We start from the raw sequence: 19,707 nt of genomic DNA, 5'->3' as shown, positions 1-19,707 counted from the left end.
GCCCCGGCCTATAAAGGATTTTTTTATGGCCTACGCAGCACAAATTAAAATCCCCGCCACCTATATGCGTGGCGGCACCAGCAAAGGCGTTTTTTTCAGCCTGCTCGATTTGCCGGCTGTTGCTCAGGTGCCGGGTGCCGCCCGCGATGCCTTGCTGATGCGCGTCATCGGCAGCCCCGACCCGTATGAAAAGCAGATCGACGGCATGGGTGCGGCGACCTCCAGCACCAGCAAAACCGTGATCGTTAGCAAAAGTGCCCATGCGGATCACGATGTGGACTACCTGTTTGGGCAGGTCGCCATCGACAAGCCGTTTGTGGACTGGAGCGGCAACTGCGGAAACCTCTCGGCAGCGGTCGGTTCGTTTGCCATTAGCAGCGGTCTGGTGGACCCGGCGCGTATCCCGCATAACGGCACGGCTGTGGTGCGAATCTGGCAAGCCAACATCAGTAAAACCATTATTGCTCATGTGCCGATTACCGATGGCGCGGTTCAGGAAACCGGTGACTTTGAGCTTGATGGCGTGACTTTTCCGGCCGCTGAAGTGCAGCTTGAGTTTCTGAACCCGGCGGCGGACGAAGAGGGGGCAGGCGGTTCGATGTTTCCGACCGGCAATCTGGTGGATGACCTCGAAGTGCCAGGCGTGGGCACCTTGAACGTGACCCTGATCAATGCCGGTATTCCAACCATCTTCGTCAATGCACGGGATGTGGGGTACACCGGAGCTGAACTGCAAAACGACATCAACAGCGACCCGAAAGCGCTGGCCATGTTCGAAAACATCCGCGCCCACGGTGCGTTGCGCATGGGTTTGATTGACCGGCTTGAAGATGCCGCCAAGCGTCAGCACACCCCGAAAGTGGCGTTTGTTGCCGGGCCTTTGGATTACGTGTCATCCAGCGGCAAGCCAGTCAGTGCGCAGAGCATTGACCTGCTGGTGCGTGCGTTGTCGATGGGCAAGTTGCACCACGCGATGATGGGCACGGCGGCGGTGGCCATTGGTACGGCGGCGGCGATTCCCGGCACGCTGGTCAACCTTGCTGCGGGCGGTGAACCGCGCAGCGCCGTGCGTTTCGGGCATCCGTCTGGGACATTGCGCGTGGGTGCACAAGCGCAGCGAGTGAACGGTGAATGGACGGTCACTAAAGCGATCATGAGCCGCAGTGCGCGGGTCTTGATGGAAGGTTGGGTGCGGGTGCCCGGCGATTCGTTTTGATGGCGTAAAACCTTCACCCAACCCTCTCCCAGAGGGAGAGGGGGCTGATGGGTGGTGTTGCGCCGATTCGCTCTTGCCTTTAATCCCCTCTCCCAGAGGGAGAGGGGGTTGATGGGTGGTATTGCGCCGATTTGCTTTTGCCTTTAGTCCCCTCTCCCTCTGGGAGAGGGCTAGGGTGAGGGAATGCTTCAACACTGATATTAAGCGGGCACTCCAGACCCGCCTGTTAACGACCTGACTGAGGATTAACCCACGTTTCAATAATGCTTGCTGGAGACTGCCCCATGAGCGCCAACGTCGACCTCAACAACCGTCCTGACTATGACCAGGTTTTGCAGGACATTGCCGACTATGTTCTGACTTACACCATCACTTCCCCCGAAGCCCTCGACACCGCCCGTAACTGCCTGATGGATACATTGGGATGCGGTTTGCTGGCGCTACGTTTTCCTGAATGCACCAAGCACTTGGGGCCCATTGTGGCAGGTACCGTGGTGCCGTTCGGGGCGCGTGTCCCCGGTACCTCCTTTCGCCTCGACCCGGTCAAAGCCGCGTGGGACATCGGCTGCATCGTGCGCTGGCTGGATTACAACGACACGTGGCTGGCGGCGGAGTGGGGCCATCCCTCGGACAATCTGGGCGGTATTTTGGCGGTGGCCGATCACCTCTCACAAAAACGTGTGGCGAATGGCGAAAAACCACTGACCGTGCGGACAGTCCTTGACGCGATGATCATGGCCCATGAGATTCAGGGGGTAATTGCCCTCGAAAACTCATTCAACCGTGTAGGCCTTGATCATGTGCTGTTGGTCAAAGTCGCGTCCACCGCGGTCTGTGCCAAGTTGATGGGCGGGAACCGCGAGCAGTTATTGTCGGCGTTGTCCCATGCCTTTGTTGATGGCCAAGCCCTGCGCACCTACCGCCATGCGCCGAATGCGGGGTCGCGTAAATCCTGGGCAGCAGGGGATGCTTCAAGTCGTGGCGTGCGCCTGGCAGACATTGCCATGCGTGGCGAAATGGGCGTGCCGGGTGTGCTCACCGCACCGCAGTGGGGCTTTTACGATGTGCTGTTCAGTCACACCAACAAGGATTTGGCGCTCAAGCCTGAAAACCAGCGCCACTTCAGTTTGTCGCAGCCTTACGGCACCTATGTAATGGAAAACGTGCTGTTCAAGATCAGCTTCCCGGCCGAATTTCATGCGCAAACTGCCTGCGAGGCGGCCGTGACCTTACACCCGGAGGTCAAGGATCGCCTGCACGAAATCGCCAAAATAGTAATTACAACCCACGAATCAGCGATTCGAATCATTTCCAAGCAAGGCAAATTGGCCAACGCGGCAGACCGTGATCACTGTCTTCAATACATGACTGCCGTGCCACTGGCGTTTGGCAATCTGGTGGCGGAACACTACGAAGATGAGTTTCATGCGGCACATCCGATCATTGATGAGCTGCGCGAGAAGATGGAGATCGTGGAAGACCCTCGGTTTACCCGTGAATACCTGGAGGCGGATAAACGCTCGATAGCCAACGCCATTCAGGTGTTTTTCACCGATGGCACCTGCACCGGGCAAGTAGTCGTGCAATACCCAATAGGCCATCGCCGTCGTCGGGCACAAGGCATTCCATTGCTGGAGGCCAAGTTCAAGGCCAACCTGGCGACACGATTTGTCGGGCAGCGTTGCACCGAGATTTTTGAGCTGTGCAAGGATCAGGCAAGGCTTGAGGCGATGCCTGTTCATACGTTTGTAGGGCTCTTTGAGCAGTGAAAACAGCGGCAAGCGACACGTCATACAGGCGTGCGCAATCTGGTTTTCAACTGCCAACTTGTGGCTAAAAGCTGGCAGCTCGCTTTATTTGAAACGCCGCTCTACACCTTTTTCGACCAGAATCTTGGCCGAGATTTCTTCGACCGAGAAATGAGTGGAGTTGATATGCGGGATGTTTTCACGCTGGAACAAGCGCTCAACTTCGCGCACTTCAAATTCGCACTGGGCGTAGCTGGAGTATTGGCTATTGGGCTTGCGCTCGTTGCGAATGGCGGTCAAGCGATCAGGGTCGATGGTCAGGCCAAACAACTTGTGCTTGTGCGCCTTTAATGCCGGAGGAAGCTTGAGACTTTCCATATCGTCATCAGTCAGCGGATAGTTGGCCGCGCGTATACCGAATTGCATGGCCATATAAAGGCAGGTTGGCGTTTTACCGCAGCGTGAGACACCTACCAGGATCAGATCGGCCTTGTCGTATTTATGCGTACGTGCCCCGTCGTCATTGTCGAGGGCAAAGTTAACCGCCTCGATACGCTCCATGTAGTTGGAGTTATGGCCGATGGAGTGCGATTTGCCTACTGAATAGGAAGAATGTTCTGCCAGTTCTTGCTCCAGCGGGGCAAGGAAGCTGGAGAAAATATCAATCATGAAACCATTGGAAGTTGCGAGGATCTCACGGATGTCCTGATTGACGATCGTGTCGAAAATGATAGGCCGAAGCCCGTCTTTTTCGGCGGCATTGTTGATTTGTTGTACCATTGCCCGCGCTTTTTCAGCGTTGTCGATGTACGGACGGGTGAACTTGCTGAAGGTCACATTTTCAAATTGTGCCAACAAACTCTGGCCCAAGGTCTCGGCGGTAATGCCGGTTCCATCGGAGATAAAGAAAGCAGATCGTTTCATTTGCGCTTGGGCCTTAAGCTGGTGACGAATCTTGGATATGATAGGTAAGATTTTGTTGCACTACATAACAGGCAGTTTCACTTATTTTCCAGGTCCAGGCCACAATCGCTGCGATGCTCCCTAGATGAGCATTCAGCGCCCTGAGCTTTTCCAACACAGTTAGTGGAGAGATCACCTTGGTAGAGTACGTAGTTTCCCTCGATAAGCTCGGCGCCCATGACGTAGAGCACGTAGGGGGCAAGAACGCATCCCTCGGCGAGATGATCAGCAATCTTGCAGGCGCTGGTGTTTCGGTTCCCGGTGGTTTTGCCACAACCTCCCAGGCCTACCGTGATTTTCTTGAACTGAGCGGCTTGAACGATCAGATCCATGCGGCGCTCGACGCGCTGGATGTCGATGACGTCAACGCATTGGCCAAAACCGGCGCGCAGATCCGTCAATGGATCATGGAAGCCGAGTTCCCCGAGCAACTTAACGAAGCCATTCGTACGGCGTTCGCTACCTTGTCCAACGGCAACCCTGATATGGCGGTGGCTGTACGCTCGTCGGCAACGGCCGAAGACTTGCCGGACGCGTCCTTCGCCGGTCAGCAAGAAACCTTTCTGAACATCCGTGGCGTTGAAAACGTGATTCGTGCGACCAAAGAGGTGTTTGCCTCCTTGTTCAACGATCGGGCGATTTCCTACCGTGTGCATCAGGGCTTTGACCACAAACTGGTCGCCCTGTCGGCGGGTGTGCAGCGCATGGTGCGCTCCGAAACCGGCACCGCCGGCGTAATGTTCACCCTGGACACCGAGTCGGGCTTTCGTGATGTAGTGTTCATCACCGGCGCCTACGGGCTGGGCGAAACCGTCGTACAAGGCGCGGTAAACCCGGACGAGTTCTACGTTCACAAGCAAACCCTGGAAGCGGGTCGTCCTGCCATTTTGCGCCGCAACCTGGGCAGCAAAGCGATCAAGATGATTTACGGCGCCGAAGCCAGCGCCGGCAAGTCAGTCAAGGTGATCGACGTTGATCAGGCCGATCGTGCGCGCTTCTGCCTCACTGACGCCGAAGTCAGCGAACTGGCCAAGCAAGCCATGATCATCGAAAAGCACTACAAGTGCCCGATGGACATCGAGTGGGCCAAAGATGGCGATGACGGCAAGCTGTACATCGTTCAAGCGCGCCCTGAAACCGTGAAAAGCCGCAGTGCCGGCAATGTGATGGAGCGCTACCTGCTCAAAGAAACCGGCACCGTGCTGGTTGAAGGTCGCGCCATTGGCCAGCGTATTGGTGCGGGCAAAGTGCGCATCATTAAAGACGTGTCCGAAATGGACAAAGTGCAGCCGGGCGATGTACTGGTTTCCGACATGACCGACCCGGACTGGGAACCGGTGATGAAGCGCGCCAGTGCCATTGTCACCAACCGTGGCGGGCGCACTTGTCATGCGGCGATCATCGCCCGTGAACTGGGTATTCCGGCCGTTGTCGGTTGCGGCAACGCCACCCAACTGTTGAAAGACGGTCAGGGTGTGACAGTGTCCTGCGCTGAAGGCGACACCGGGTTTATCTTCGAAGGCGAACTGGGCTTTGATATCAAGAAAAACTCCGTCGACGCCATGCCGGAACTGCCGTTCAAAATCATGATGAACGTTGGCAACCCAGACCGTGCCTTTGACTTCGCGCAGCTACCGAACGCGGGTGTGGGCCTGGCTCGTCTGGAATTCATCATCAACCGCATGATCGGTGTGCACCCTAAAGCGCTTCTGAACTACGACGGTCTGCCGCCGGAAATCAAGAACAGCGTCGACAAACGTATCGCGGGTTACGACGATCCGGTTGGTTTCTACGTCGAAAAACTGGTTGAAGGCATCAGCACTCTGGCGGCTGCGTTTACCCCGAAAAAAGTCATCGTGCGCCTGTCGGACTTCAAGTCCAACGAGTACGCCAACTTGATCGGCGGCAAATTGTACGAGCCGGAAGAGGAAAACCCGATGTTGGGCTTCCGTGGTGCTTCGCGTTACATCAGCGAAAACTTCCGTGATTGCTTCGAACTTGAATGCCGCGCGCTCAAGCGCGTGCGTGAAGAGATGGGCTTCACCAACGTCGAGATCATGGTGCCGTTCGTGCGCACGTTGGGTGAGGCGAGCCAGGTGATCGACTTGCTGGCCGAAAACGGCCTCAAGCGCGGCGAGAACGGTCTGCGCATCATCATGATGTGTGAACTGCCGTCCAACGCGATTCTGGCCGAAGAGTTCCTGGAGTTCTTCGACGGTTTCTCCATCGGCTCCAACGACCTGACTCAGCTGACGCTAGGCCTGGATCGTGACTCCGGTGTGATTGCGCACTTGTTTGATGAGCGTAACCCAGCGGTTAAAAAGCTGCTGTCCAATGCTATTCAGGCGTGCAACAAAGCTGGCAAGTACATCGGTATTTGCGGTCAGGGCCCTTCCGATCACCCGGATCTGGCGCGCTGGCTGATGGATCAAGGCATTGAAAGCGTGTCGTTGAACCCCGATACCGTGCTGGAAACCTGGTTCTTCCTGGCAGAAGGTCAGGCGCAAGCTTGAGTCGTTGAGAGAAGGGCGGGGGGCGCTGATGGCGTTCCCTGCTCTTTATAAGCAGTTCTAGGGCGAGTTCCTGTGTGGAGTCGCCCTTTTTTGTGCAAGAGCATTATGCAAAGCAGCAGTCATCTTTTTCCCGTTGCCCTGATCAGCGCTGAGCGTCGGGGCGATCTGAGCGAAGACGTTTATCGCTTGAAACCCGCCAACAGCCCCGATATTTCCGTTGAGCTGGTGGCCACGCGTCTTGGGCTGGCAGACGGCGATAGCGCGCGCGGCGTACCGGTCATTTTGTTGCATGGCGGCTTTTCCAACCGACGCTTCTGGTATTCGCCCAAAGGGGTGGGGCTTGGCGCTTTTTTGGCGCGTGCCGGTTTTGATGTGTGGCTACCCGAGATGCGCGGTCACGGTTTGTCGGCTCGCAATATTCACTGGAACAAGAACCGTGTAGCTGACTATGCCCGTTACGATTTACCCGCAATAGGTGCTTTTGTCAGAGAGATAAGTGGGCAAACGCCACACTGGATCGGCCATTCTCAGGGTGGCATCAGCCTTGCGGCGGCGCTTGGCGGTCAGTATCTCAACGATGACCTGGTGGCATCGGCGGCGTTTTTTGGTACCCAGATCAATCGCCGTTACGGCTGGCTGAAAATCCCGCCGGTGCAGTGGTGTGCTTATTTGCTGCTCAAGCGCTTCAGGTATCTGTCGGGCGTGCGTCTAAAGCGCGGGCCAGAGGATGAGCCTGTCAGTATCGCGCTGGAAGCCCTGCGCTGGAATGGCTTTTTGGGGCGTTTCAAGGACACCGAGCGTGACTGGTGGGCAGGCCTGGCCGAAGTTCAGGTGCCAGTGCTGGCGGTCGCCGCGACAGGTGACAAGCTGACGCCCGAGTGGGCGTGCCGAAAACTCTACGATCAGTTGGGCTCCTCGCAGCGCACCTTCGTGGCGCTGGGGCGCGAGCACGGTTTTAGTACCGATTTCAGTCACGTTGAAATGCTCGTCAGTCAGCCTGCTCAAAAAGAGGTGTGGCCGCTGGTGCGCGATTGGTTGCGTGATTGCTAAAAGCTGGGCCTGCGCGCAGCCCATCGCAACCTCGTACCTCGACAGCGGCTACGGGTGCAATATGGGCTGCCTTCAAAGTACGCATTAGTGGCTAGGATGTGACGCGGCGCGCGCTTTTGGTCATTTTCAGCGTGCAAGGGGTTAATGAGTTCTCGACAAGGAATAGCCGCGACGGGTAAAACCTGTCTTCACCAGACCGTCTATACCTTAACCCTAGTGTGTTGCTTGCTGTCCTTCCCAACAGGAGCTTTCCCGTGAATCACTACTGCACTCCCGATCTGTGTGATGCCTACCCTGAGCTGGTGCAAGTGCTTGAGCCCATGTTCAGCAACTTTGGCGGTCATGATTCTTTCGGCGGAGAGATCGTAACCGTCAAATGCTTTGAAGATAATTCCCTGGTCAAAGAGCAGGCTGAGCTCAATGGCGCAGGGAAAGTATTGGTAGTAGATGGTGGCGGTTCACTACGCAGGGCGTTATTGGGCGACATGATCGCAGAGAAAGCGGCGAAAAATGGTTGGGAAGGGATGGTGATCTACGGCTGTATTCGCGACGTGGATGTGATTGCCCAAACCGATCTAGGCGTGCAGGCATTGGCCAGCCACCCGATGAAAACCGACAAGCGCGGCATCGGTGATTTGAATGTGGTTGTGACCTTTGCGGGCGTTACATTTCGCCCCGGTGAATTCATTTATGCCGATAACAATGGCATTATCGTTTCGCCATCAGCCTTGAAGATGCCGGGCTAAACGCATTTCCACTAAGGATCACGGATGTTCGAGGACGAAAACGCGCAATGGGGCCTGGTGCACGCCCTGGTGCTGGACGGTGAAGGTGGGGCGCGCTCTATTGCCCGCACCGAGCTGGACGATCTGCAACTGCAACCTCACGAGAGTATCTGGTTGCATTGGGATCGCAGCCACCCGCAGACCCAGAGCTGGTTGCGCGATTCCAGCGGCCTTAGCGATTTCAGCTGTGATTTGCTCCTCGAGGAAAATACCCGTCCGCGGTTGTTGACGCTGCCCAACAACGAATTCCTGTTGTTTTTGCGCGGGGTCAATCTGAACCCCGGTGCAGAACCTGAAGACATGGTCTCGCTGCGTATTTTTGGCAGTGCGCAGCGGGTTATATCGCTGCGTATGCGTCCGTTACGCGCCACCGATGAACTGCTCGGGGAGTTTTCCCAAGGTGAAGGGCCGAATAATCCCTCTGAATTGATTCTTTATCTGGCCCAGCACCTGACATTAAAAGTGCAGGACTTGATCGGCGAGCTATCAGAAATCGTCGATGACGAAGAAGATAAAATAGATGCCGACGAACGGTATACGCCTGAGCACGGCTCCATTTTGCAGATCCGTCGCAGGGCGGCTGCCTTGCGTCGATTCCTAGCTCCGCAACGGGATATTTTCGGTCAGCTGACCCGTACCAAATTACCGTGGTTCAGTCCGGATGATGCCGATTACTGGAACGAACTGAACAACAGCCTCACCCGCTATCTTGAGGAGCTGGAACTCACGCGCGAGCGCGTGGGGCTGGTTCTGGAGGCCGAGGACCGGCGCTTGAATGTGCGCATGAGCCGCATCATGTACCGCTTTGGCGTGCTGACCGGAATCTTCTTGCCGATCACCTTTATCACCGGTTTGCTGGGCATTAACGTGGGCGGGGTGCCGTTCTCAAATGATTCCTACGGGTTCGCGGTGACCTGTCTTTTAATGCTGGTGATTGGTGTGGGCCAATGGTGGTTTTACCGTCGGTTGCAGTGGCTATGAGCGGGGCAAATGTGACGCCGTCAAAGTTGCTCGCGTCTTTTACTGACATATCGAGAGGTGCTTATGCACGATCCGTTTGAACAATCGCTACGTGACATGCTCAAGGCGCCCGCGTCTACCCGTGACGATGACGCGTGCCTGGGTCGAGTACTGAAAACCGCTAACCGCCAGGTCGGTGCGGGTGATCTTTTCAGCTTGCTGGGGCGTTGGGTACAGGCACTGATGATTGCTTTGAATAGCGGTTCAGCTCATATTGCGCCCGTTTCGCGGCGCAAACCTGCTGCTCGCCCTGCTGATAAGGCTGATTGAACATGGAACTTGATCTCTGGACCCAGAGCCTGGTCACGGCAATGACTGCCTTGTGGACCAAAATTGCCAACTTTATTCCGAACCTTTTCGGGGCGTTGGTGGTCGTACTGCTGGGTTTCGTGGTTGCCAAACTGCTTGATGCCCTGTTGTCCAAATTGCTTGCCAAGTTGGGTCTTGATCGCTTGATGGGCGGAACAGGACTGACTAAAATTCTCGGCCGTGCCGGTATCAAAGTGCCTATTTCCACTTTGATTGGCAAAATTGTCTACTGGTTCATACTTCTGATATTTCTTGTTTCGGCGGCTCAGTCTCTGGGGCTCGAACGAGTTTCAGCTACGCTGGATATCTTTACGCTGTATTTGCCAAAAGTATTCGGTGCCATTTTAGTGTTGCTGGCTGGCGTATTGTTGGCGCAACTGCTTAATGGCCTGGTACGCGGCGCTGCCGAGAGTGTCGGTTTTGATTACGCTGCAGGCTTGGGGCGGGTTGCCCAAGGGCTTGTGATCATCATCAGTATTTCGGTGGCGATCAGTCAGTTGGAGGTCAAAACCGACCTTCTGAACCACGTGATTGTGATTGTATTGATCACGGTAGGCCTGGCAGTTGCATTGGCCATGGGGCTGGGTAGTCGAGAAATTGCCGGGCAGATTCTTGCCGGGATCTATGTGCGTGAGCTGTATCAGGTTGGGCAGGACATTCGAGTGGGGGCGGTAGAAGGTCAGATAGAGGAAATCGGTACGGTTAAAACCACGTTGCTGACTGATGAGGGTGAGCTAGTCTCCCTCTCTAATCGGACTTTGCTTGAGCAGCACGTGACGCGCCGCTAATGCGGTAAACCCTGATACTGTATGCCGCCGCGTTACTGCCTGCTTGTCAGGCTGCGGCGGACATTGACCTGACTGTCGGCACGACTCGTTTTGAATAAAGCACAACCGCTGTCCATGCGCTACGATCCCCGCGAGCTCTCTGATGAGGAGTTGGTGGCGCGCGCGCATGATGAGTTGTTCCACGTCACGCGGGCCTACGAAGAGCTGATGCGGCGTTATCAACGCACTTTGTTCAACGTATGTTCAAGGTATTTAGGGAACGATAGAGACGCAGATGATGTCTGTCAGGAAGTCATGCTCAAGGTGCTGTATGGTCTAAAGAATTTCGAAGGCAAATCGAAATTCAAGACATGGCTCTATAGCATCACTTACAACGAATGCATTACACAGTATCGAAAGGAACGGCGAAAGCGTCGCTTGATGGACGCATTAAGTATTGATCCCCTCGAGGAAGCGTCTGAAGAAAAGGCGCCGAAACCTGAGGAAAAGGGCGGACTTGATCGCTGGCTGGTGCACGTGAATCCGATTGATCGCGAAATTTTAGTGCTGCGTTTCGTCGCAGAACTGGAATTTCAGGAAATCGCAGACATAATGCATATGGGTTTGAGCGCGACGAAGATGCGGTACAAGCGTGCTCTTGACAAATTACGTGAGAAATTTGCGGATAATGCTGAAACTTAGTTCAGTGCAAATGGATCTACGTGTAGGCAAGGTCTGATAGACTTGTCGCCGAGTTGTCCCCCGGTATGTGGGACTGCTTTACAATCACCAGATGGGGATTTAACGGATGAAACTGAAAAACACCTTGGGCATTGCCATTGGTTCCTTTGTAGCCGCAACTTCGTTCGGTGCCCTGGCACAAGGCCAAGGCGCGGTCGAGGGTGAACTGTTCTACAAAAAACAGTACAACGACAGCGTCGACCACGTTGAAGACGGTTACAACCCAGGCGCATCGATCGGTTACTTCATTACCGACGACGTCTCGTTGAACCTGACCTACGACAAGACCAACCACACCCGTTCGAATGACGGCACTGGCCACCAGAAAATCAAAGGCGACAACTTTGGTCTGAACGCTCAGTACCACTTCCGTGACGTTGGCGACGCTCTGCGTCCATACGTTTCCGGTGGTGTTGCTCACAAGAGCATGACCAACGTAGAAGATGACGGTCACAGCGGTCGTGACAAGTCGACTTTCCTGACTGCTGGCGCTGGTGTTAAGTGGTACATCACTAACAACATCTTCGCTCGTGCAGGCGTTGAAGCTGACTACAAACTGGACAACGGCAAGTGGGACTACGCTCCTACCGTTGGCCTGGGTGTGAACTTCGGCGGCAACGGCGGTAAAGTTGCACCGGCTCCAGTTCCAGCTCCAGCACCAATCGCTGAGCCAGAACCAGAAGCTCCGATTGCTGAAGTTGTTCGCGTTGAACTGGACGTGAAATTCGACTTCGACAAGGCTAACGTTAAGTCGCAGTACATGCCTGACATCAACAACGTTGCTGATTTCATGAAGCAGTACCCATCGACCACCACGACTGTTGCTGGTTACACCGACAGCGTTGGTACCGATGCCTACAACCTGAAACTGTCGCAACGTCGTGCAGACGCCGTTCGTACAGCTCTGGTTAACCAAGGTGTTGCTTCTAACCGTGTAGACGCTGTTGGTCACGGTAAAGCAAACCCAGTTGCTACTAACGCAACTGCTGAAGGCCGTGCTCTGAACCGTCGCGTAGAAGCTACCGTTCAAGCTGAAGCTAAGTAATTTTTAGCTAGGCTGTTCAGAAAAACCCGGCTCAGGCCGGGTTTTTCTTTGCCTGTGATTTGCCGTACAGCGCAGCTATAATTGCGCCCTCTTTCTGTCAGCCTCGAGACCATTGAACCCATGTATAACCTGGCCCGCCAGTTGCTCTTCAAACTGTCCCCCGAAACCTCTCACGACCTGTCTCTGGACTTGATCGGTGCGGGTGGCCGGCTGGGGCTTAATGGTTTGTTGTGCAAGGCCCCGGCCAGACTGCCGGTTAATGTAATGGGGCTCGACTTTCCAAACCCGGTCGGCCTGGCTGCGGGTCTGGACAAAAACGGCTCGGCCATCGATGGCTTTGCTCAATTGGGTTTCGGTTTTGTAGAGGTGGGCACCGTGACGCCACGCCCTCAGCCAGGTAACCCCAAGCCACGCATCTTCCGGTTGCCGCAAGCGCAAGCCATCATCAACCGTATGGGGTTCAACAACCTTGGGGTTGATCATCTGCTGGCGCGGGTTCAAGCGGCTAAATACAACGGCATTCTGGGCATTAATATCGGCAAAAATTTTGACACGCCGGTTGAGCGCGCAGTCGATGACTATTTGATCTGCCTGGACAAAGTGTATGCCCACGCCAGCTACGTGACCGTCAACGTCAGCTCGCCGAATACCCCCGGGCTGCGCAGTTTGCAGTTTGGTGATTCGCTCAAGCAGTTACTTGAAGCCTTGCAAATCCGTCAGAAAGAACTGACCGAGCGACACGGCAAGCGTGTACCACTGGCCATTAAAATCGCGCCGGACATGACTGATGAAGAGACCGTTCTCGTGGCTCAGGCATTGCTTGAAACGGGTATGGACGCCGTAATCGCCACCAACACGACGTTAAGCCGCGTGGGTGTTGAAGGCATGGAGCACGGTGATGAAGCCGGTGGTTTATCGGGTGCGCCCGTGCGTGAAAAGAGCACCCACACGGTTAAAGTACTGGCAGCCGAGCTGGCTGGTCGTATGCCTATCATCGCTGCGGGCGGTATTACTGAAGGCAAGCACGCAGCTGAGAAAATCGCTGCAGGTGCCAGTCTTGTGCAAATCTACTCTGGCTTTATTTATAAAGGCCCGGCCCTGATCAGAGAGTCTGTCGACGCTATTACGGCACTTGCCCGCAAGTAATCGACCAGATCCAATAGTCGGGCAATAAAAAGGGCTCCATCAAGGAGCCCTTGGGCCGCAGCCCGCCGCCTGGATAGGACGGCATGGTTAAGTCGGTGCGTCTTAAAGGTGATGTCGGAGTGTGCCCAGAGTTAGCCGACGGCGTGAAGTTCGTTAAGTCTGTGGATGCCCGCAGTGCCTGTCATACCGTCCCAGTTGTCGCCGCGTCCTTCTCGCCAGCCGTTAATCCAGGCTTGACGTACCGACGGTAGAGTAAAAGGGCAAAGCTCACGGGATTTTCCATGAACGCCATATTGATATCCGCGTAAAAATGCTTTTTCCAACGGATCACGCTTAAGTCTTCTCATAGGGTGTTGCCCTCACTTGTTGACTGTTTGTATAGCGTCGACCTACCAGAGGTCGGGGCAGAGTGTTCTGCCGTTGGTGTGCTCGCTGCCGGCGTGGCGAGCATTTTGTTGCCGCCTGTGCGGTGACAACCTGTGTTCATTTCTAACCAATGAGCCAAGGTGTGTGAATGATCGTTTTGTCATAAGGACGTAACGATAATGGTGTTAAGGCCATAAGAAAGGCCTGTTTTGCTGGCCCAAAAGCGACTAAAGCCTGACAGGGCGAGCCCTTGCAAAGAGGATGCGTGTCATTCTCTGCAGTGAATAGCCACCCTCAATGATCGGGTACTATTCGACGAAGGGTCTGAACATGTCACATTGTTTCTGAATGAATGAACTGTCTCTGCGTCTAAACTCCTTGTGCCTTCGGGCCGGGTGGTCGCCGGGGTGGAACGGCACAGTTTCGTGCCACACGAGCGCTCTTCAAGAAAAGCGCTTGATTGAAAACGGAGCAGGCGATGCGTTGCCTTCTCACTGATAGCTTAAAGCTCAGGAATTCCATGTCGGATCGTTACGAACTCTTCCTTACTTGCCCCAAAGGCCTTGAAGGCCTTCTCCTTGAGGAGGCTACCGGCCTTGGTCTTGAGGAAGCCCGCGAGCATACCTCGGCCATTCGAGGTGTCGCGGATATGGAAACCGCCTATCGCCTCTGCCTTTGGTCGCGCCTGGCCAACCGTGTCTTGTTGGTGCTCAAGCGCTTCCCTATGAAAGACGCTGAGGACCTGTATCACGGCGTACTGGATGTTGAATGGCATGACCATATGGTGCCGGACGGTACGCTGGCTGTTGAGTTCAGTGGCCACGGTTCGGGCATCGACAACACGCACTTCGGTGCGTTGAAGGTCAAGGATGCCATCGTCGACAAACTGCGCACGCCGTCCGGTGAGCGCCCATCCATTGATAAATTCAGCCCGGACTTGCGCATTCACCTGCGTCTGGACCGCGGCGAGGCGATTCTGTCCCTGGATCTGTCAGGCAGCAGCCTGCACCAGCGTGGCTACCGTCTGCAGCAAGGTGCGGCACCGCTCAAAGAGAACCTTGCGGCCGCTATCCTGATTCGTGCTGGCTGGCCACGCATGGCAGCTGAAGGCGCTGCGTTGGCTGACCCGATGTGTGGCGTGGGTACATTCCTGGTCGAAGGCGCGATGATTGCTGCCGATATGGCGCCCAACCTCAACCGTATCCATTGGGGTTTTGATGCCTGGTTGGGGCATATTCCGGCGATCTGGAAAAAACTCCACGAAGAGGCCACCGAGCGTGCCGAAATTGGCATGGCCAAACCGCCTCTGTGGATCCGTGGTTATGAAGCCGACCCGCGTCTTATCCAGCCTGCACGTAACAACATTGAACGTGCCGGTTTAAGCCACTGGATCAAAATCTATCAGGGCGAAGTGGCCACTTTTGAGCCGCGTCCGGATCAGAACCAGAAAGGTCTGGTTATCTGTAACCCTCCGTACGGCGAGCGTCTGGGGGACGAGGCAAGCCTGCTTTACCTCTACCAGAATCTGGGTGAGCGCCTGCGTCAGGCCTGTCTGAACTGGGAGGCAGCGGTTTTCACGGGTGCCCCGGATTTGGGCAAGCGCATGGGTATTCGCAGCCATAAACAGTATTCGTTCTGGAACGGTGCGTTACCGTGCAAGCTGTTGTTGATCAAAGTCGTGCCGGATCAGTTCGTCACAGGCGAGCGTCGCACTCCTGAACAGCGTCAAGCCGAGCGAGAGCAGGCCGAGTCCGACCTGCCGTCCAACATCGAAGCGCCGACCAAGTACGAGAAGTTCAACAAGAACGGTAACCCGATCAAGCCTGCTCCGGTGGTGATCGAACAGCCGCGCTTGAGTGAAGGCGGGCAGATGTTTGCCAACCGCTTGCAAAAGAACCTCAAGGCGCTGAGCAAGTGGGTCAAGCGTGAAGGCATCGATTGCTACCGGGTTTACGATGCCGATATGCCTGAATACTCAATGGCCATCGACCTGTATCACGATTGGGTTCACGTGCAGGAATATGCGGCACCCAAATCCATTGATCCGGAAAAAGCCTCGGCCCGTATGTTCGATGCACTGGCGGCTATTCCTCAAGCGCTGAACATCGACAAGAGCCGCGTGATCGTCAAGCGCCGCGAGCGCCAGAGCGGCACCAAGCAGTACGAGCGTCAAAGCGCACAGGGCAAGTTCACCGAGGTCAATGAAGGCGGCGTGAAGCTGCTGGTTAACTTGACTGACTACCTGGACACCGGTTTGTTTCTCGATCACCGGCCTATGCGCATGCGTATCCAGAAAGAAGCCAGTGGCAAGCGCTTCCTCAATCTGTATTGCTACACCGCGACGGCCAGTGTGCATGCGGCTAAAGGCGGAGCGCGCAGCACCACCAGCGTTGACTTGTCCAAGACCTATCTGGACTGGGCGCGTCGCAACTTGTCCCTGAATGGTTTTTCTGACAAGAACCGTCTGGAGCAGGGCGATGTGATGGTGTGGCTGGACGCCTGCCGTGAAGAGTACGACCTGATCTTTATCGATCCACCGACCTTCTCGAACTCCAAACGCATGGAAGGCATCTTTGATGTCCAGCGCGATCACGTGCAACTGCTGGATCTGGCCATGGCGCGTCTGGCGCCGGGCGGCGTGCTGTATTTCTCGAATAACTTCCGCAAGTTCATCCTGGATGAGCATCTGGAATCGCGTTATGCGGTTGAAGAAATTACCGCCAGCACTATTGATCCGGACTTTGCCCGCAACAGCAAAATCCACCGTGCCTGGAAAATCATGGCTCGATGATTCTGTGTTAAGGCGATAAAAAAACGCCCTTGGTCGCAAGATCAAGGGCGTTTTTTATTGTCTGTAAAACCTTACTGGGCGATGGAGACTGCGTTGTTGGTCAGCGCTGGCTGGCGATAAAGATCGAGCAGGACTTGATCGAGAATCGATGAGGCGCCCCAAGGGCGAGGGTCGTTAAGAATCGCGACAACCGCCCAGGTGTTGCCATTGCTGTCACGGCTAAAGCCGGAAATAGCCCGTACGGTGTTCAGGGTGCCGGTTTTGATATGGGCTTGACCGTTCATGGCTGTCGTTTTGAGGCGTTTGCGCATGGTGCCGTCCTTGCCTGCAATCGGCATGGAGCTGATGAACTCAGCGGCGTACGGGCTGTTCCAGGCTGCCTGAAGCATTTGTGCCATCTCACGTGCGCTGACTCGCTCGGCACGTGAAAGGCCTGAGCCGTTTTCCATGATCAGATGCGGTGCCGTGATGCCTTTTTTGGCCAGCCACTGGCGAATGACACGTTGAGCTGCTTTGGCGTCGTCGCCGTCCGCATCATTGCGGAACTGAGCGCCGAGGCTCAGGAACAGCTGCTGAGCCATGGTGTTGTTGCTGTATTTGTTGATGTCGCGAATGATCTCGGCCAAGTCCGGCGAGTAGGCGCGAGCGAGCAATTTGGCATTTTTGGGCACGCTGGCCTGACGGTCCTGGCCTTGAATGGTGCCGCCCAACTCTTTCCAAATGGCCCGTACGGCGCCTGCGGTGTAGGTCGCGTGATCAAGCAGGGACAGGTAGGTCTGAGAGTTGCAGCCATCGGCCAGTTGGCCGCTGACCGTGACCAGAACAGTACCGTCGGCTTGTTGCACGGGGTTATAGCGGACATCGCCGGTGCATTGCTTGCTGTTGAGGGCCTTCACCTGATTGTCGACCCGGATGCTGGCAATCGGCGGCTCGACCGAGATCAACACCTTGCCCGCATCATTACGGGCGATAAAGCGCAACGCCTTGAGGTTGACCATCAGCGCATCGGGTTTGACCAGGAACGGCTTGTTTTTATCGTTGCCGTCGTCGTTGAACGCCGGAAGTTGAGGTTGTTCAAAGAAGCTGCGATCCAGTATCAGATCGCCGGTGACATGCTGGACGCCATTGGCGCGCAGGTCACGCATCAGCAGCCAGAGTTTTTCCATGTTGAGTTTGGGGTCACCGCCACCCTTGAGGTACAGATTGCCCTGCAGCGTGCCGTTGTTCAGGGTGCCGTCGGTGTAGAACTCAGTTTTCCACTGATGAGTCGGGCCGAGCATTTCAAGTGCCGCGTACGTGGTCACCAGTTTCATGGTGGAGGCGGGGTTCATGGACACATCGGCATTGAACACGGTAGGCACACCGGGGCCATTGAGCGGGATCATGACCAGCGACAGCGCATCGTTTTGCAGTTTATTGGTTTTGAGCGCTTGCTGAACTTTAGGCGAAAGCGTGGTGTTGACGGGGGCGGCGTTAGCGCCGAAGGCGAGCGGTAAAAAAAGGCCCGCGAGAAGCAGTGGTCGTAAAGATTTGATCATAAGAAGTAAAACCCTGCACGCGAGGGGGAAAAATAAGAGGGCACGACGAAAAACGCCCTCGATGGTCATAAAAGTATCGGCATTATGCCCCAAGGTTTGTGAGCTTGTGCATCGGCATGCCAAAGACACGTGCTTAATATAAGCAGAAAACGATGAACCGTTCGCACGGAACCGGGCAGACGCGAGCTTAAGCTGGTAAAGTGCCGCCGTTATTACTTAAGAGGATTGTTCAATGGCTACTAATCGTTCCCAGCGTCTGCGCAAAAAATTGTGCGTTGATGAATTTCAGGAGCTGGGTTTTGAGCTGAACCTGGATTTCAAAGAAGACCTGTCGGATGAAGCTGTCGACGCTTTCCTGGAAGCCTTTTTGAAAGAAGCCATGGAAGCTAACGGCCTTGGCTATGTTGGCGGCGACGACTTCGGTCTTGTTTGCCTGCAGAAACGTGGTTCGGTCACTGAAGAGCAGCGTGCTGCTGTTGAAGCCTGGTTGAAAGCTCGCCCAGAGCTGACCAGCGCTGAAGTTAGCCCGCTGTTGGACGTGTGGTACCCGGAAAAGCCAATCAATCCGGTAGCCTGACGTCAAACAAAAAGGCAGTCCTGGACTGCCTTTTTGTGTTTTGCCCTCTGACCCGTTCCGGGTACTCATCACACCTTTGCTTTTATAGCCTGCAATGTCCTGTGCAATTTCGCGCACGGCTCCTGCATTCAGGCTGCGCGGCGTTTAATCGTAAATCGCCTTTTTCTTCCAGTCGCCTTCTACCTCGTCACTTTTGAGCCCTTCAGCCAGCTCATTGGCCTCGTCTTTTGCGGGTTCAAACTTGTTCAGCAGAAGAGTGTTCGCGCGAGCCAATTGCACTTCAAAAGCGTCGAGCTGAGTGCTGTATCGTGTGTCTGGCTGTTGGCGCAAGTACTGCACCCCACGTTCAAAAGCCAGACGTGCTTGACCAGGCTGGTTTTGCTGGAGCGAAAGCTGGCCGAGATTGTTGAAGAACTCGATATGCAGAACCACCAGCAGGTGATGCACCTCTTTTAGCCACTCCTTGGCTTCGCCGTTGCTCAGCACGTGATCTTTGGCCGCGCGCGTGATTTGGCCGTGTAGAGTTTCCAGCGTAAAGCGAACATCTTTGGCCGTGGCCTCCGCAAGGATAGGGCGTGGAGGGTTATTGACCGCAATTGACTCGCCTTGCCCGACCAACGCGGTGAGTTCGGCAACCCGTGCTTTTGTTGCGGCACTGTTTTTTTGCAGTTGCAATAACCGTTGTGTCGCGTTGAGCTCAAGACGAGTCAGTAAAAGCTTGAGCGCCCCAGACATCAATTGGCCCGGGAATGTCTCGTTGACCTCGCTGCACCGACGAATACGGTCATTGAGTTCGACCTTCTGACGGTTTTTTTCCAGCTTGTTGTTCTCCACCATATGGTTCAGGTAGGCAATGACAATCAACAGTACGATCCCGGCTACGACAAGCAGGGCGATCATGGAAGGAGTCAACGTTAAAACCTCTTCAAAGTGGTCTGCTGGTGAATGCAGGGCCAAGGCAGTATTGCCTGTTGGACGTATTCTGGATGCAGATTAAGGAAGCGCAGTGTGTTCTCGATTATGGACTATCTACCTGGAGCTTGAAGAGCAATGACTGCAATGTGCCATCACTCAATCCAAGCAATCATAACCCCTTGGAGTGAGACGGAATACACGCGTCGGAAGTTCAGCG

Annotated in this window: 17 protein-coding genes and 1 pseudogene; 14 read left to right on the top strand and 4 right to left on the bottom strand. The window is 55.2% G+C overall.

Annotated features, from left to right (window positions below):
- Positions 1–25 precede the first annotated feature (25 nt).
- Positions 26–1,216, top strand: coding sequence for a 2-methylaconitate cis-trans isomerase PrpF (gene prpF / locus FJD38_RS03535; RefSeq protein ID WP_122784592.1), 1,191 nt, complete (start codon positions 26–28; stop codon positions 1,214–1,216).
- Positions 1,217–1,500: 284 nt separating this feature from the next.
- On the top strand, positions 1,501–2,985 hold the full coding sequence (gene prpD / locus FJD38_RS03530) for a 2-methylcitrate dehydratase (protein WP_146383930.1): 1,485 nt from the start codon (positions 1,501–1,503) through the stop codon (positions 2,983–2,985).
- An 84-nt stretch (positions 2,986–3,069) separates the two neighbouring features.
- Here the strand turns inward: prpD and ppsR are convergent, their stop codons facing one another.
- On the bottom strand, positions 3,070–3,888 hold the full coding sequence (gene ppsR / locus FJD38_RS03525; RefSeq protein ID WP_122784590.1) for a posphoenolpyruvate synthetase regulatory kinase/phosphorylase PpsR: 819 nt from the start codon (positions 3,886–3,888) through the stop codon (positions 3,070–3,072).
- A gap of 176 nt (positions 3,889–4,064) precedes the next feature.
- On the opposite strand from ppsR, the gene ppsA reads away from it, so the two are divergent.
- The 10 genes and pseudogenes from ppsA (at position 4,065) to FJD38_RS03480 (ending at position 13,303) form a co-directional block, all read left to right on the top strand.
- Complete coding sequence (ppsA, locus tag FJD38_RS03520; protein ID WP_122784589.1) at positions 4,065–6,440, top strand: phosphoenolpyruvate synthase; 2,376 nt, start codon at positions 4,065–4,067, stop codon at positions 6,438–6,440.
- A gap of 105 nt (positions 6,441–6,545) precedes the next feature.
- Complete coding sequence (locus tag FJD38_RS03515) at positions 6,546–7,490, top strand: alpha/beta fold hydrolase (protein WP_146383928.1); 945 nt, start codon at positions 6,546–6,548, stop codon at positions 7,488–7,490.
- A gap of 254 nt (positions 7,491–7,744) precedes the next feature.
- The gene (gene rraA / locus FJD38_RS03510) at positions 7,745–8,236 is read left to right on the top strand and encodes a ribonuclease E activity regulator RraA (protein WP_122784587.1); all 492 of its coding nucleotides are present in this window, start codon (positions 7,745–7,747) and stop codon (positions 8,234–8,236) included.
- A gap of 24 nt (positions 8,237–8,260) precedes the next feature.
- Complete coding sequence (locus tag FJD38_RS03505) at positions 8,261–9,256, top strand: CorA family divalent cation transporter (protein WP_122784586.1); 996 nt, start codon at positions 8,261–8,263, stop codon at positions 9,254–9,256.
- 63 nt (positions 9,257–9,319) lie between these two features.
- Positions 9,320–9,565, top strand: coding sequence for a CrfX protein (locus FJD38_RS03500; RefSeq protein WP_122784585.1), 246 nt, complete (start codon positions 9,320–9,322; stop codon positions 9,563–9,565).
- A gap of 2 nt (positions 9,566–9,567) precedes the next feature.
- Positions 9,568–10,392, top strand: a complete 825-nt coding sequence (locus FJD38_RS03495; RefSeq protein WP_122784584.1) for a mechanosensitive ion channel family protein — start codon at positions 9,568–9,570, stop codon at positions 10,390–10,392.
- A gap of 90 nt (positions 10,393–10,482) precedes the next feature.
- On the top strand, positions 10,483–11,073 hold the full coding sequence (gene sigX, locus FJD38_RS03490) for an RNA polymerase sigma factor SigX (protein WP_122784583.1): 591 nt from the start codon (positions 10,483–10,485) through the stop codon (positions 11,071–11,073).
- Positions 11,074–11,179: 106 nt separating this feature from the next.
- Positions 11,180–11,719 (top strand): annotated as a pseudogene (locus tag FJD38_RS25110) (OmpA family protein); the annotation flags it as partial.
- Positions 11,714–12,157, top strand: coding sequence for an OmpA family protein (locus FJD38_RS25105; RefSeq protein WP_425281165.1), 444 nt, complete (start codon positions 11,714–11,716; stop codon positions 12,155–12,157). The pseudogene FJD38_RS25110 and the gene FJD38_RS25105, both read left to right, overlap by 6 nt.
- A gap of 120 nt (positions 12,158–12,277) precedes the next feature.
- A complete protein-coding gene (locus FJD38_RS03480) occupies positions 12,278–13,303 on the top strand; it encodes a quinone-dependent dihydroorotate dehydrogenase (protein ID WP_122784581.1) in 1,026 nt (341 codons plus the stop codon).
- A gap of 131 nt (positions 13,304–13,434) precedes the next feature.
- Here the strand turns inward: FJD38_RS03480 and rmf are convergent, their stop codons facing one another.
- Complete coding sequence (gene rmf / locus FJD38_RS03475; protein WP_019827662.1) at positions 13,435–13,650, bottom strand: ribosome modulation factor; 216 nt, start codon at positions 13,648–13,650, stop codon at positions 13,435–13,437.
- 539 nt (positions 13,651–14,189) lie between these two features.
- Here rmf and rlmKL point away from each other — a divergent pair.
- Positions 14,190–16,460: a bifunctional 23S rRNA (guanine(2069)-N(7))-methyltransferase RlmK/23S rRNA (guanine(2445)-N(2))-methyltransferase RlmL gene (gene rlmKL / locus FJD38_RS03465; RefSeq protein WP_122784580.1), complete on the top strand. Its 2,271-nt coding sequence runs from the start codon at positions 14,190–14,192 to the stop codon at positions 16,458–16,460.
- A gap of 71 nt (positions 16,461–16,531) precedes the next feature.
- Here rlmKL and dacB read toward each other — a convergent pair whose 3' ends face one another.
- A complete protein-coding gene (dacB, locus tag FJD38_RS03460) occupies positions 16,532–17,998 on the bottom strand; it encodes a D-alanyl-D-alanine carboxypeptidase/D-alanyl-D-alanine endopeptidase (RefSeq protein WP_122784579.1) in 1,467 nt (488 codons plus the stop codon).
- 232 nt (positions 17,999–18,230) lie between these two features.
- Here dacB and FJD38_RS03455 point away from each other — a divergent pair, with 232 nt between their 5' ends.
- On the top strand, positions 18,231–18,575 hold the full coding sequence (locus FJD38_RS03455; protein WP_146383925.1) for a YggL family protein: 345 nt from the start codon (positions 18,231–18,233) through the stop codon (positions 18,573–18,575).
- Positions 18,576–18,719: 144 nt separating this feature from the next.
- On the opposite strand, the gene FJD38_RS03450 is transcribed toward FJD38_RS03455, so the two are convergent.
- Complete coding sequence (locus FJD38_RS03450) at positions 18,720–19,475, bottom strand: hypothetical protein (RefSeq protein ID WP_208727490.1); 756 nt, start codon at positions 19,473–19,475, stop codon at positions 18,720–18,722.
- Positions 19,476–19,707 lie beyond the last annotated feature (232 nt).

The organism is Pseudomonas saxonica (assembly GCF_007858365.1).
GTDB lineage: Bacteria > Pseudomonadota > Gammaproteobacteria > Pseudomonadales > Pseudomonadaceae > Aquipseudomonas > Aquipseudomonas saxonica.
This window is presented reverse-complemented; position numbering and strand designations above follow the sequence as displayed.

What these genes read in the sequence shown, in the direction of transcription:
- FJD38_RS03500 (WP_122784585.1), top strand. Translation starts at nt 9,320, where the DNA reads ATGCACGATCCGTTTGAACAATCGCTACGTGACATGCTCAAGGCGCCC.
- ppsR (WP_122784590.1), bottom strand. Translation starts at nt 3,888, where the DNA reads ATGAAACGATCTGCTTTCTTTATCTCCGATGGAACCGGCATTACCGCC.
- FJD38_RS03450 (WP_208727490.1), bottom strand. Translation starts at nt 19,475, where the DNA reads ATGATCGCCCTGCTTGTCGTAGCCGGGATCGTACTGTTGATTGTCATT.
- FJD38_RS03480 (WP_122784581.1), top strand. Translation starts at nt 12,278, where the DNA reads ATGTATAACCTGGCCCGCCAGTTGCTCTTCAAACTGTCCCCCGAAACC.
- FJD38_RS03515 (WP_146383928.1), top strand. Translation starts at nt 6,546, where the DNA reads ATGCAAAGCAGCAGTCATCTTTTTCCCGTTGCCCTGATCAGCGCTGAG.
- FJD38_RS03455 (WP_146383925.1), top strand. Translation starts at nt 18,231, where the DNA reads ATGGCTACTAATCGTTCCCAGCGTCTGCGCAAAAAATTGTGCGTTGAT.
- FJD38_RS03505 (WP_122784586.1), top strand. Translation starts at nt 8,261, where the DNA reads ATGTTCGAGGACGAAAACGCGCAATGGGGCCTGGTGCACGCCCTGGTG.
- dacB (WP_122784579.1), bottom strand. Translation starts at nt 17,998, where the DNA reads ATGATCAAATCTTTACGACCACTGCTTCTCGCGGGCCTTTTTTTACCG.
- rlmKL (WP_122784580.1), top strand. Translation starts at nt 14,190, where the DNA reads ATGTCGGATCGTTACGAACTCTTCCTTACTTGCCCCAAAGGCCTTGAA.
- rmf (WP_019827662.1), bottom strand. Translation starts at nt 13,650, where the DNA reads ATGAGAAGACTTAAGCGTGATCCGTTGGAAAAAGCATTTTTACGCGGA.
- FJD38_RS03495 (WP_122784584.1), top strand. Translation starts at nt 9,568, where the DNA reads ATGGAACTTGATCTCTGGACCCAGAGCCTGGTCACGGCAATGACTGCC.
- prpD (WP_146383930.1), top strand. Translation starts at nt 1,501, where the DNA reads ATGAGCGCCAACGTCGACCTCAACAACCGTCCTGACTATGACCAGGTT.
- prpF (WP_122784592.1), top strand. Translation starts at nt 26, where the DNA reads ATGGCCTACGCAGCACAAATTAAAATCCCCGCCACCTATATGCGTGGC.